Source organism: Lactobacillus johnsonii, assembly GCF_014058685.1.
In the GTDB taxonomy this organism is placed as follows: Bacteria; Bacillota; Bacilli; order Lactobacillales; family Lactobacillaceae; genus Lactobacillus.
Genome location: NZ_CP059055.1, coordinates 980,613 through 994,130, shown reverse-complemented (window position 1 = coordinate 994,130; position 13,518 = coordinate 980,613). Strand labels below are relative to the sequence as shown.

The window sequence follows — 13,518 nt, the reverse complement described above, 5'->3', positions numbered from 1 at the left end:
ACTCTTTAGTTTAACAAATTTATAAATTATCCGCATAGACTACTTCTTTTCCATTTCTAAAATCATAAAGAACATAGCCATAATTACCATTTTTCTTTTTATATGTTACTTCCCAAACTGGCATCCCCTTATACCAACCTAGCTGGCATTTAGGGTTATTGTGTCCAGGATGCTCATCATTAAAAGTATTTAAAATCTGTTCTTCACTTTTACCTTTATTTGCTTGATAAAGGTAAGCTTTTTTGCTTTTTGGAAGATAAATGAAGTAATACTTTTTCCCCTTCTTACTCATTCCTTCTAAACTATTGCTCTCAACGCTACGACTTAAATGGTAGTTCTTGGTAACTGTAGTAATTGGGGTCTTTTCAAGGGCAATCTTATTAGTTTCTTTAACTGTGTCACTTGCTGGCTTAGTTGCAATATAAAACACAATACAAAGACATAAATAAATTGCTGCCAAAACTCCAACCACAATTCCAGTGATTTTAAGTCCTTTTTTTACATATCTATTCATTCTGTTTACTATTCCTTAAAACATTTAGTAGTTGTTGCTTGCTAACCTTTTTAGCACTCACAGGTAGTCCTGATAAAAACTGTTCGCCATAAGATTTATTCCAAACTCGTTGATCTAAAACTACAAAGACTCCATGATCACGCTCATTTCTGATCAAACGACCGCATCCCTGCCTAAATCTTAAAATTGCTCGTGGAAGTGTATCCACTTCAAAAATTTTATCAGCTCCAACTTGCTTTTTTAAACATTCTGTTCGTAATTTTACCTCGGGTTGATCGGGTGACTCAAAAGGTAAACGCGTAACAATTGCAAGATCTACCCCATTATGTTTAAAATCAATTCCTTCCCAGAAACTATTTGCTCCAAGTAAAATGGCTTTTTCAGCAATTCCGAAACGTTTAGCAATTTTTTCATTAGAACCAGTTAAGCCTTGAGCCAAAATTTCATAGTCCTTTAAAGCATTACTGTTTTCACTTAATCTGCTAAAAACATCCCGGATAACATCTAAATTAGTAAATAAAACTAACACATGCTTATAGTCTTTAATTTGAGTAAGTAAATTACTAATAAATGTTTCATATTCAGGACTGTTTGGATCCTCCGGAGCATTATTATCGGAAAGTGCATATACTTTTAAATGCTTTTCAACTTTGAAAGAAGGCTTTGCTCGATAAGTAAGTGTTTTTTTAGGATCTAAATATAGGTTTTTGATAGTGTATGAGAAGTCGTCTTGTTCTGCTAAAGTAGCAGAAATAAATAATTTTTTATCAAAGTAATGATATAACTGTTTAACTTCTTCTTCAGGATCAAGTGTTAACCAAGTTAAATTAGTAGATAGTGGGTCATCTTCATTACTTATTTCTAAAACAAATCCTTCATGGTCTAACTTTTTAGGGTCACTTAATTGATCAAGTAAAAGATAGTTTTGCTCTGAGTAATAATCTAACTGATCTATTTCTTCCTGAAGATCTCTTATTAAAACATCATCGCTCGTTAAAAGATTCTTTTGTTGATGATATAGCAAAAATAGGAGTTGATTAGTCTCTTGGCGCACAATTTCAATATTATCTTGCATAAGATTTAACAAATGCTTGAAGTGCCCAATATTGTTGAACAAATCCTGTCCCTGAAATCCGAGACTAATAGCATTTTGTCTCTTCTCTTCCCAACTGGTAGCAAATTTTCGATTATCATAAAGGGCTTGCTGGATCTTGTTAATAGAATGAATTAAATCATTTGTATCTTTTTCAAGTTTATCTAAGATCAATTTGAATTCTAAATTATTACCAAAACGTGCCTTAGCACTATCTTCTGCATAAAAAAGTAAGTTACGTAAGTGACTACACATCCCCCAGAAGCTTTCAAATTGAAGTGAATCATTTCTTGAACTTGCTACATTTTCAACAAAACGATGCGCCTCATCAACAACTAGGAACGGATTCTGGCCCCAAATTGAGTCCATATAGTGATTAGCTAAATAGGCATGATTAGTAATTAAAATATCAGCTTGTTCTTGTCTACTACGTGCTAAATTCCAGAAATCATATTCTGCAAAGGCTGTTCCAATTCTCGCATCTCCAGGATGTTCAATTGCTGCAAAGAGAGGTGCCTCATAGTTAGTTAACTGGAGTTCATCTAAATCACCAGTTTCTGTTTCAGTAAGCCAGATCAAAATCCCCATTTGTAAAATTAAAGTTTGCTGAATCGGATTATCAGTCTGATAAAGAGAATTGTAAAATCCATCTAAATCTAAATAATGACTGCTTGATTTAACAATTTGGGCATCTAAGTCTAAATGAGTAACCCGTAAAAGTTGCGGAATTTCCTGCTTTAGAATTTGTTCCTGTAAAACCTTAGTGGGCGTTGCTACGACTAATTTTCTCCCAGAATATAGCTCATACGCATAAGCCATTAAGTAACTAAACGTTTTTCCGCTACCATTTGGTGCTTCAACAACTAGTGAGTTATCTGAGTCACTGTAAACAAAGTCGTGGAGTCTATTAATTAGACTAACTTGTCCCCGTCTAAAGCGGAGATTCTTTTTAAATAATTCTTTCTTTTCATCATCGCTTTGAGGAAATGATCCAGGACTTGCTACATCATTACGACGTGGAGCTATATTTTGCTTTTTCAATATTAAATGTTTTACCTGAACCAAATCTTTAGGCAACGGTCTCTTAGTCTGCCGAGCAACTTGACCAATTTCATAAAAAATATAATCAGTATCTCGTAGCAGTCCTTTTGATAAGGAAGTCAAAGTATTGAGAGTTGCCTGAGGAAGATTTTCCAGTTTCTTAATTGCTTTTAGTAGTAACTTTGCCGTTACTAGTGCATCTGAATCAGCTCGGTGCGGGTTTAAGTGTTTAATTCTCAAGCGAGCTGTTAAATCTCGTAATTTATAAGATGGAAAAGTTGGAAAAGCAATTTGTGCTAACTCCACCGTATCAACTGCTTTTCCAGTTAGTGGCTCTAAGCCCGCATTTACAAGCTCATAGTTTAAAAACGGAAGATCAAAGTTTACATTATGTGCAACAAAAATCGTATTTTCTAAGATTTTTCGTATCTTTGGTGCATAGTAGCTAAAATCATGAGCCTGCGCCACGTCTTCATTACTAATATGAGTTAAGTTTTCAACAGCTTGAGGGATTTCACGATGAGGATTGATTAAGAATGAATATGTTTTTACTACCTTACGCTTTTTGATGATTGCACAACCAAATTGAATAATATGATCGCCTTGATTGCGCTGGGTGCCCGTAGTTTCAAGATCGACGACGGCAAAAACATCATCTGTAAAGGCTTTTTTCATAATAATCTCCCTTCTATTCTGTTTCTAGTCTACTGGGACCACTTTCCTTGCGTCAAGCAAAATTAAATATTTTCCAATTACCTTTTTATTTTCCGATATTTCATTTAATGCTTGTTCATATAAACGTAGTTGCCCAGTATATTTTTTCTTAATTTTGTCTATAGCTTGTTCTTCATGAGTTTTATCAACAAAATCAGTTTTATAGTCAAATAAAATTAAACCTTCGTCTGTTTCAAAATATCCATCAATTGTTCCGTGAACTAGAATTTTAGCTGCTGAGTCAGAAAAATCATTAAACAGTTCACTAGCATTCACTAAGCTTGAGAATTGGCTTTCTCTATGTAATTTTTCTGGTTTTTGCCAAAATTCTGCCGCAAATTCACTCATTACAAACCAATTTAAAGCTTCTTTTGATAAATGTGGCACCATCAATGGGTTTAATTTACCTAATTCTACAAGCTCTTCAATTTCTTGTTCTAAATTTATCTCAGTTTTATCACCCTGATAATCATAATACTGTAAAACTAGGTGCATCGCTGTTCCGATCTCTGCTCCAGTAAATTTTTGTTTTTCTAAAAATACGGGAGTCTCATCAATTGGTTGTAAATATCGATTACTTGAAGAAATAAGACGTGAATTCTCAAGTTCAGTATCCATAGGATCATTAAATACTTTTTTTATCTCAGAAACAGACTGATAGGCTGTAGTCTTAGTGGCATCCGCAAATGGATATTCAAAATTATAAAGGGTTTTGACTACATCATTCATTTTAGAACTTAATTTTTGAGTATCGTCTTTTTGCTCATCCTTTTCTTCTATATCTGACTGCACAGCAAACTTTAAGTAATATATCTTATCTTGCTCTTCTAAAGCTAAGGTCATGTCTTCAATCGTTTGATCAAATTCATGCTTTTGTTCTAGCTTAGGTCCTAGAAAATCTAGTGGAGACTGGGCATTGATTTTTCTTATTAATGGAAGGATGTTCGTTTTTTGATCAATTTCACTTTCCCACTTTTTCTGCTTAGCTTCCATCTCACTTACACTAGCAACTAAGATGAGCTTTTGTTGAGCACGTGTTAAACCAACGTATAAGATTCTAGCTTCTTCTTCAAGCATTTGTTGTCTTTTTTCGACATCGGCTAAAGATTTAACTAGGGAATCAATTCGATAATCTTTTTCTTTAATTGTTAACCCTAGTCCATCTTTACTAATCGTAAAATTGCCACTTAAGTCACGTGTCTGATACTTGTGACCTAGTCCCATGACAAACACTACCGGAAATTCGAGACCTTTAGAAGCATGGATAGTCATTAGTTTTACAGCCTTATCAGCCTTATCACTTAAAAGTGGTTGTGCTAAATCCTTTTGATTTTTCCGCATGCGCTCGATAAAACTAATGAATTGATATAATCCTTTAAAACCGGCACTTTCGTAAGAAGTGGCTCTCTCATATAGAGATTCTAGGTTTACTCTACGCTGTTGTCCATTAGGCAAGCCAGTTACAATTTCTAACAGATGGGTTCTTTCGTAAATACTCCAAATCAATTCAGAAATTCGATGGGTTGCCGCAAATGAACGCAGAGATTCTAATTGCTGAAGGAAGTTTTTACATTTTTGACCAAGATCCGAATTGACTGATGCAAAGCTGGTTAAAGCATTATAAAAATTTCCGGATCTAGTTTTGACCCTGATTTGCGCTAATTCAGGCTCTTTAAAGTTAAAAAGCGGTGAACGTAAGACTGCCACTAGAGGGATGTCCTGTTGTGGATTATCAATCAATCTCAAGTAATTCATGATCATCACTAATTCAAATGTTTGAAAATAGTTCTGAGCATCAGTTACAAATAAAGGTAGATCTGCCTTTGCAAATTCTTGCATTACCTGTAAATTGTCACTTCTAGTACGCGTAATAATGGCAATATCAGAATATTCCAGCGGGCGTTTAAGCTGTGTTTTTCGATCCCAGACTTGGAAATTCTCTTCCTTAAGTTGCTTAATTCTGGCAATAACCATTTGAATTTCACTGAAGTCCATTTCGTCTCCGAAATTTTCTTCAAATGAAGCTTGCGTTTGTTTTTTATCCGTGAAAATATATTCACTTGTAGTAGGCAAGTCAGTAGGATAATAAGTCGCGCCAAATTGTAATTGTCCTTCTTTTTTGTAATCAATTCCGCCAAAATTTGCAGTTAGAATTGGATTGAACAAAGAGTTAACTGTCTTAGTAACTCTTTTTGTTGACCTAAAATTATCTGATAAGACAATTTTTTCACTATCATCATTCTGTCCATAAGCATGATATTTGCTTAAAAACAAGTCAGGACGTGCTTGTCTAAAACCGTAAATAGATTGTTTTATATCTCCAACCATAAATAGGTTGTTTTGTCCCTTCTTTTTGATAGCTGCAATGATATTTTCCTGCAAAGCGTTAACATCTTGATACTCATCAATTAATATTTCATTGAATTTTTCTTGGTAATACTCTTGGGCAATATGAGCATTTGAAGTATCGGTAGTAAGAATGCTGAAAGCAAATTGCTCCATGTCACTATAGTCAATTAAATTCTGTTCTCGTTTTAATTGACCAAATCTCTTAATTAATTTTTTTTCAGCATCAACAATGGTTTTAACTAATTTTTCTGATTTTTTGAGAATATTTACCTGTTCTTTTTCTTCTACTACAAAAAAGTTAGCAAAGATCTTCTTAAGTTGATCATTTAAATCAGATTTTAGCTTTTGACTTTCTTGGTAAGTTTCAAGACTTTCCTCTGACCACTTTTTAGACTTGCGAATATTCTTTTCAAACTTACAATTCATTAGACTAGCTCGAATTTCATTATAAGAATGATCATCTTCCAAAGCATTTAAGAATTGCTCTAAACGACTGGTAAAGATATCGTAGTTTTCCTTAACCTTCACTAAATCTGGATTTTCCATTTGAGGATTTTCAAAGAACTGTCTTATTTCAGTTTGTAGATCCTTTATCTCTTTTATTAAAAGCGGTTTAATTTGAGTCTGCCACAGGTCAGATTCAATTAAATCATCTTGAACTTGATAAAAATTAGGTAAATTATTGAGAAATTTTTCATAATTAGGCTCAGTAACTACAGTATTGTACAACTGCAATAAAAGATTTCGAGCTCCTTCTGCATCCCTATCACCAGAAAAATTATCATAGAAATCCTGAAAATCTTGATCATTTTTTTCAAGGTACTCAATTTCTATTTCATGGAGGGCACGCTCTTTTAAAAGCTCAGCTTGGGTTTCATCAGTTAAAACACTAAATTGTGGGTCAAGATCAATTACATAATAAAAACGTCTAATTACATCTAAACAAAAAGAATCAATTGTAGATATATTAGCAGTATCCACATCAAGTAATTGGCTACGAAGAAATTGATTATTAGGCTCTTTTTCAATTTGATCACTTATTTTTTGCTTGATTCGTTCCTTCATTTCACGAGCAGCAGCTTTAGTAAAAGTGATGATCAAAAGCGACGAAACTGGTGTACCAGATAAAATGCGTTTCAAAACACGTTCAACTAATACTGTGGTCTTTCCTGAACCAGCGGATGCTGAAACTAGGATATCTTTCCCATAATCGTTAATTGCTTGATTTTGTTCCTTAGTAAATTTCGTCAACTATTCTTCACCATCCAAGTCTAATTTTTCTCTTATTAGGGTCAAAAGTGTCTTTTTATCAATAGATTTAATCTTATGATAGTTATTTTCTTTAAGCATTGCATCAAAGAAGAATATGTCTTTAAAGTCAGAATAAGTAAGGGATGTTTGTTGCCCATAAGAATAAGGATCTAGCTCAATCTTTCCTGACAAAATCTCATTACCAGCATTTTTTATTAAGTAGGAGTTATAAGCTAATAGCAAATCTAGTTGATCCGGAGTAAAACTCTGGTTTTGTGGCCAGCTAATATAGCCGTTTACTTTTCGTTTAACACTGGTATATAGATCAGAGACAGCACGATCTTTTTCCATTCCAGGTTCTATTAGATCAAGCATTTCTTCATCTGCAATTAAGATTCCGTTATACATTAACTTCTTAGTACTTTCTTTAGCCAAATCTTTAATTTGATAATTGCTTAAGATCATTTTTTCACTGCTCAAACGTTCAAGACTACTAGTAATATTTTGGTAAAATGCGCCTAAAACATCTAAATCCTTACCTTGAGCAAAAAACTTATTATTATTTTTTAAAACTTCTAAGTAGGAAATCATCTGCATTGAAATTCCGTTTGCAAATAAACCTAGGTCAAATTTTTTTGTGGATGACTTATAATCGATCACCTCACCTAAAACTCGATCATTTACTTGAGCCAAATCAACTCGGTCCATCTTTCCGCGAAGATCTACAATCTTCTTTTTATTATTATCATCTTTCCAGCTATATGAAAGACCACTTACCTTTTGATTTTTACCAAAACTTAATTCGGAATATTGTGGTCTAAAAGTCGTCTTATTTACATTACTATGCCAGTAATGAGCTACATTAGCTGTAGTTTGGTCTAACTTATGAAATAGATACTTATTAAATGGATCATTTAAAAGCTGACGATATCTGCCCTTTTCTTTTAGTTCTTCTCTTACTTCAATTAAAAGCTCGCCTAACTTCTCCTCCGTTAGATCAGCAAAGTTTAACTTCTTTTCTTTAATTCTTTTAACAAGATAATCAAAAGTTTCATGGTAGTAGTTTCCCGCTTGAATTACATCGAGTTCATTTTCAAAGCGTTTCTTCAAATGTAAGCCATAATTTAGGAAGTATTCAAAAGAATTTTGATAATACGTTTCTAGTTGTGAAACGGAAGTTTCAATACGATCACCGTATAGCTGCTGTGCTAGCTCAGGCGAAAGATCTTGAGGTATATTCTTAAAACTGCTCCCTTCAAGCACATTTTTCGCTACTTCACCAATTTTTTCTTCAGTCATTTTCAATAAAGAGTCTACATCAGTAGCTGCTTTATTTTTTAAATAGGTTAAGTAACCTAAACTTGCTTCTGGATTAGTTATAAAAGTTAAAACCTCTCCATTATTCTGAGGTAAATCATGTTGAGCAAATTCATCAGCGCGAGTTAACTTTAATAACTGCTTATAAAAAATTGAAGGTTCTAATTGTTCATTTGCAGTATTAATTACTGGATAAGAAATATAAATCTTATCACTAGCCAAGCTCAAAGCATTTCCAAATTGGTAATTTTGGTCTAAGTTATTGATTTTTTGCTGATCTTCTAAGTATCCATTAGCTTCATTTCCTTCATTTAGCTGTTCTAAATTTTCAGAGCTAAAGAAACCTGGTATTTTTTCAATTTGAGGCAAGTTAGTACTAGTTGCACCAATAATGAAAACCTGTTTATATCCTTGGCCTTGAACCATACCTAATTCAGAAATGTTAACTGCATCAAGAGTAGACGGAATTTGTGAAAAATTAGCTTCACTAAAGCCGCTGATTAACAGATCAAAAAATTGATCTACAGAAAACTTATTTGCTACCAGTAAGTAGTCCTTTAATAAGTCAGTTAAAGTTGACCAAACTTGCTCTGGTTGCTGGGCTAATTGTAAATCACCAGTATCATTAGCTTCTTTGCGCCAACTTTCTAGACGTTTCGCAACACGATTTTTAATTAGAAAATTCCAGAAAACTGTTACTCCAGCTTGGGGATCCTCTTCTTTATCAAGTTGCTCAAAAAACTTAGTTAAAGCATCAATAAAGTAATCTCGTAGTCGATCAAGATCCTCTACTTCTTTCTCAGATTTATCTAAGGCAATTACATCTGCATCTACAAAACTCTTTAGTGATTTCGTCCATAGCTTCCCTTTTATACCGTGGGCTAAGACAAAATTTTCAAGTAGGTCAACATCATTTTGATAGCGAGCAGAATTTTTGTACCAGTCAGGGATGAATAACTGCGTCTTCATTAAAGCAATTACATTATCCGTTTGAAAACCACGCTTAAAAATTTGCTGTAGATTTTCAACAGCAACTACTAGGGGATGGTATTTCATTTCTCTTTGCAAATCATTAAAGAAAGGAATTTGGTTTTGCCTTAAAATCGGAGTTAAATATGTTTCATATTCACTTAAATTAGGTGCTAAAACTAGAAAATCCTGATAGCGATAGTTATTTAAGGCTACCTGTTGGTAAATTGTCCGCGCAACAAAATAGGCTTCTGCATACCGCGAGTCTGCTTTGACTGGCTGCAAAAACTTACTTAAACGTTCATCAAACCCACTCGTTTTTGTCCAAACCCCATTTAGTAAAGAGCTAGGACTTGTTTGAGTAAGTGGATACTCTTGAGTTTGATAATCTAATTGCTGATTTTGCCAAAAATGCTCTAATTGGCCGATTGTACGTTGCACTACGTAGTCATAGTCACCTGGTTCAGCGTTATTATCAATTTTGCCAATTTTTGTCTTAAAAGCTAAAGTTGTATTTTTTGCTTTTTTTGAAATTAAACGAACCGAGGTTAACTCTTGTAAAGAAAAATGTGAAAAATCAGAAAAATAAAATTCCATTGTACTCAAGTTATTGCTTTTTGCTAAGAACTCATTAAGCAATAATTGCATTTCATCTTTGGTAGCAAATTTTTCTGATAAACGTTCAATAAACTCATCATAAATAATTCTTAAGTCATGAATTTTATAGCTGGTCTCTTCATTTAATTTCTTTTCATCAATATTGTCTAGTTCAATATTACCGGCTCGTACAGATAAAATAGCCTCATACATTTGTCTTAAGGCACCGGATGTAACTTGAGTTTGATTCTGAAATAGTTTTAATTCATCTTGATGATCTTTAACAATTTGCTCTAGTAGCATGACACTAGCGGCATCATCTAGAATTTGTGGTAGTTTAATTGCCTCATCTCTCAAGAAATACCAAGCTAGCCGTGAAAAAGAAAGGATGTGCAATTTATTTACTGCAACTTGTTTTTTATTTGTTAAAACAGAGAGCTTGCTAAGTGCGCGTACTTCTGTGGTAAACTTAATATGGTTTGGCACGATAATAAAAACATCGTGTCTTTTATCTTGGTAGTATGACTTAACAGCTTGATCAATTATTTCATTTTGCAAGTTGTCTACTTGTCTACCAGTAATTACATTAATCATAAGTCTCTAGTCTCCTTAGCAAATATTTTAGCATATGAGACAAGGCAATTAGACTTAATGAAATTTATAATATAGGAAAGATAATTGTGAATAAAAAAATAGAAGTCAAAGCACATGGAAAAGTGATTCTTATTGGTGAGCATTCTGTAGTTTATGGCTATGATGCCCTCGCTCTTCCAATCCAGGCCTTAAATATCACCACAACTGTTGAAGAAACTGATGGTCCTACTTGGATGGATACAACTCATTATCATGGTGCTTTTTTTGATGCGCCGGATGAATACGATGGTATTAAATATATTGTGAAAACTTTACTTGAAAGAGTAGAAAACGCTCCTAATCTTAAAATTACTTATACTGGTGAAATTCCTATGGAACGGGGTTTTGGATCAAGTGCTGTTGTAGCTTTAGGAACTACCAAGGCTGTTTCACAATTTTTAGGATTAACTCTTTCTGAAGCTGAGATCATGGAAATCACTAATCATGCAGAAATGATTAATCATGGAAAAGCTTCCGGCCTTGACGCTGCTACCGTAAATTCCGATTACTTAGTTTTCTTCAATAAACAAGACGGACCAAAACAGCTTTCTCAAAAATTAGGTGCTACCTTATTAATTATGGATACGGGTGAACTTGGAAATACCAAAGTCGCAGTTCAATCAGTTAAAAAGCAAATGGATGAAAGTGATCTTAAAAAGAAACAAATTGCACGGCTTGGAGAATTAGCTACCGCAACACGACAAAATTGGTTTAACCAAAATGCAGAAGAGATCGGGAAGATTTTTAATGAAGCCGAAGACATCCTTGCCTCCTTTAAGCTTTCAACTGAAAGAATCGATAATATTTGTAAAATTGCCAATGAAAATGGCGCTTTAGGAGCTAAATTATCTGGTGGTGGCTTAGGTGGCATTGTAATTGCACTATGTCCTAATCAAGAAGTTGCTAAAAAAATTGCCGAAAAAGCTAAAGCTAATTTTGATAATGACTGGATTGAGGAAATTTAATGAAGAAAACTGCTCGTGCCCACACTAATATCGCCTTAATTAAATATTGGGGAAAAGCTGACCAAGCTTTAAAGACACCGTTAATGTCTAGTCTTTCAATGACATTAGATGCCTTTTATACTGATACTACATTTGAACATGATTCCTCATTAACTGAAGATACCTTTATTTTAAATGATCAAAAACAATCAGTAGAAGACAGCAAGCGAGTTTTTAATTATATTCATTTATTACAAGAAAAGTTTGGCGTTAATGACCACTTTACAATTCGGTCTACAAACCATGTTCCTACTTCTGCTGGCCTTGCTTCCTCAGCATCAGCTTTTGCGGCTCTTGCAACAAGCTTTGTTGCAAGCTATGGATTAGATCTTTCTAAAAAGGAGCTTTCAAGACTTGCACGCCTTGGGTCTGGGTCAGCGACTAGATCAGTTTATGGCGGCTTTGTTGAATGGAAAAAAGGATTTGATGATGAGAGCTCCTATGCAGCTCCAATTGATGAAAATCCTGATCTTGATCTTTCTCTACTAGCAATCGAAGTTAATACAAAGCAGAAAAAAATTTCTTCAACAAAAGGAATGCAGTTAGCCCAAACCTCTCCTTTTTATCAACCTTGGTTAGCTAGAAACGAAGAAGAAATTGCTGAAATTAAACAAGCTATCCAAAATAATGACTTTACTAGAATTGGTGAACTTAGTGAACTAAGTGCCAACGAGATGCACGCTTGCAATTTAACTGCTAAAGAACCCTTTACTTATTTTGAACCGGAAACAATTAAAATTATTAAATTAGTTGAAGATTTAAGAAAAAATGGCATCGAATGTTACTATACAATTGATGCTGGTCCAAACGTAAAAATTCTCTGCACCTTAAGAAATAGAAAAGATATTATTTCAGCTGTTCAGAAAACCTTGACTAATGTTAAAATAGTCGTTGCGAGTTTCGGCCCAGGCGTTACTCTGCTTTAGTAATTTGAAAATAAAAAGATTAGAGGAATATTCGTTGATTACAGAACAAGCACCAGGAAAGTTGTATATTGCGGGAGAGTATGCAGTTCTTGAGCAAAACTGCCCTGCCATTTTAGTTGCAGTAAATGAATTTGTACGTGTTTCAATTGCAAAGAGTACAGGTACAAGTGGGTTAATTCATTCTAAACAGTATTCTCAAGATTCAATTCACTGGATCCGTAAAGGTAACCAAATGGTTATTGATAATCGTGATAATCCGTTTGAATACATTTTATCTGCTATTAACTTTACAGAACGTTTTTGTCTTGAACAAAAAGTTTCAATGTCTTTATATGACCTACATGTTAATTCAGATCTTGATTCAGCCGACGGTAAAAAATACGGTCTTGGCTCTTCAGCGGCTGTAACAGTTGCTACGGTGAAGGCTATTCTTAATTTCTATGGATTACACTGTACAAAAGATCTTATTTTTAAACTTTCTGCTATTTCTCACTATAGCGTTCAAGGTAATGGTTCTGCTGGTGATATTGCAGCAAGTGTTTACGGTGGTTGGCTTGCTTATCAAACTTTTGATAAAGCATGGCTTAAGAAAGAATTAGCTACTAAATCTCTTAGCGAAGTTTTAAATGAAGCTTGGCCTGGTCTTAAGATTCAATTATTAACTCCTCCAGAAGGACTAAACTTGGTAATTGGTTGGAGTCAAAAGCCTGCTTCAACTTCTCAATTAGTTGATAAAACTAATGCAAAGAAAAAGTTTATTAAGACTCAATATGACACTTTTTTAGATGAATCACGGAAATGTGTTCTTGATATGATTAAGGGCTTTAATGAAAAAAATATTTCTTTAATTCAAAAACAAATTCGTTTAAATCGTCAGTTATTAAAAGACTTTGCTTCTCTTAACCATATTGCTATCGAAATCCCACGTTTAACTAAATTAATTAATATTGCCGAACAATTTAATGGCGCTGCTAAGACTTCTGGTGCAGGAAATGGCGATTGTGGTATTGTGATTGCAGATGAAAAAACTGATATCGAAGAAATGAAAAATAATTGGCGTAAAAATGGAATTATGCCATTGAACTTTCTAGTTCACTCAATTGCTTAGTG

General features: G+C 33.8%; 7 protein-coding genes. 3 read left to right on the top strand and 4 right to left on the bottom strand.

Going from position 1 to position 13,518, the window contains the following annotated elements; all coding sequences use genetic code 11:
- Positions 1 to 19: 19 nt before the first annotated feature.
- The 4 genes from H0I41_RS04655 to H0I41_RS04640 are packed head-to-tail and all read right to left on the bottom strand — an operon-like array spanning position 20 to position 10,439.
- The gene (locus H0I41_RS04655) at positions 20 to 514 is read right to left on the bottom strand and encodes a hypothetical protein (RefSeq protein WP_004897298.1); all 495 of its coding nucleotides are present in this window, start codon (positions 512 to 514) and stop codon (positions 20 to 22) included.
- The gene (locus H0I41_RS04650; RefSeq protein ID WP_011162031.1) at positions 507 to 3,323 is read right to left on the bottom strand and encodes a helicase C-terminal domain-containing protein; all 2,817 of its coding nucleotides are present in this window, start codon (positions 3,321 to 3,323) and stop codon (positions 507 to 509) included. Before H0I41_RS04650 ends, H0I41_RS04655 begins: the two co-directional genes overlap by 8 nt.
- Positions 3,324 to 3,347: 24 nt before the next feature.
- A complete protein-coding gene (gene addA, locus H0I41_RS04645; RefSeq protein ID WP_182094485.1) occupies positions 3,348 to 6,962 on the bottom strand; it encodes a helicase-exonuclease AddAB subunit AddA in 3,615 nt (1,204 codons plus the stop codon).
- The gene (locus H0I41_RS04640; RefSeq protein ID WP_135014243.1) at positions 6,963 to 10,439 is read right to left on the bottom strand and encodes a PD-(D/E)XK nuclease family protein; all 3,477 of its coding nucleotides are present in this window, start codon (positions 10,437 to 10,439) and stop codon (positions 6,963 to 6,965) included.
- Between the two features lie 86 nt (positions 10,440 to 10,525).
- Here H0I41_RS04640 and mvk point away from each other — a divergent pair, with 86 nt between their 5' ends.
- Genes mvk through H0I41_RS04625 form a run of 3 tightly spaced genes read left to right on the top strand, consistent with a single transcriptional unit; the run spans position 10,526 to position 13,516 of the window.
- Positions 10,526 to 11,443 (top strand): mevalonate kinase, encoded by a 918-nt coding sequence (gene mvk, locus H0I41_RS04635; RefSeq protein WP_011162034.1) that lies wholly within the window; start codon positions 10,526 to 10,528, stop codon positions 11,441 to 11,443.
- On the top strand, positions 11,443 to 12,408 hold the full coding sequence (gene mvaD, locus H0I41_RS04630; protein ID WP_011162035.1) for a diphosphomevalonate decarboxylase: 966 nt from the start codon (positions 11,443 to 11,445) through the stop codon (positions 12,406 to 12,408). Before mvk ends, mvaD begins: the two co-directional genes overlap by 1 nt.
- A 34-nt stretch (positions 12,409 to 12,442) precedes the next feature.
- On the top strand, positions 12,443 to 13,516 hold the full coding sequence (locus H0I41_RS04625; RefSeq protein ID WP_011162036.1) for a phosphomevalonate kinase: 1,074 nt from the start codon (positions 12,443 to 12,445) through the stop codon (positions 13,514 to 13,516).
- Positions 13,517 to 13,518 lie beyond the last annotated feature (2 nt).

Bases quoted from the DNA above. Each gene is read 5' to 3' on its own strand.
- H0I41_RS04650 (WP_011162031.1), bottom strand. From the start codon at position 3,323: ATGAAAAAAGCCTTTACAGATGATGTTTTTGCCGTCGTCGATCTTGAA.
- H0I41_RS04640 (WP_135014243.1), bottom strand. From the start codon at position 10,439: ATGATTAATGTAATTACTGGTAGACAAGTAGACAACTTGCAAAATGAA.
- mvaD (WP_011162035.1), top strand. From the start codon at position 11,443: ATGAAGAAAACTGCTCGTGCCCACACTAATATCGCCTTAATTAAATAT.
- H0I41_RS04655 (WP_004897298.1), bottom strand. From the start codon at position 514: ATGAATAGATATGTAAAAAAAGGACTTAAAATCACTGGAATTGTGGTT.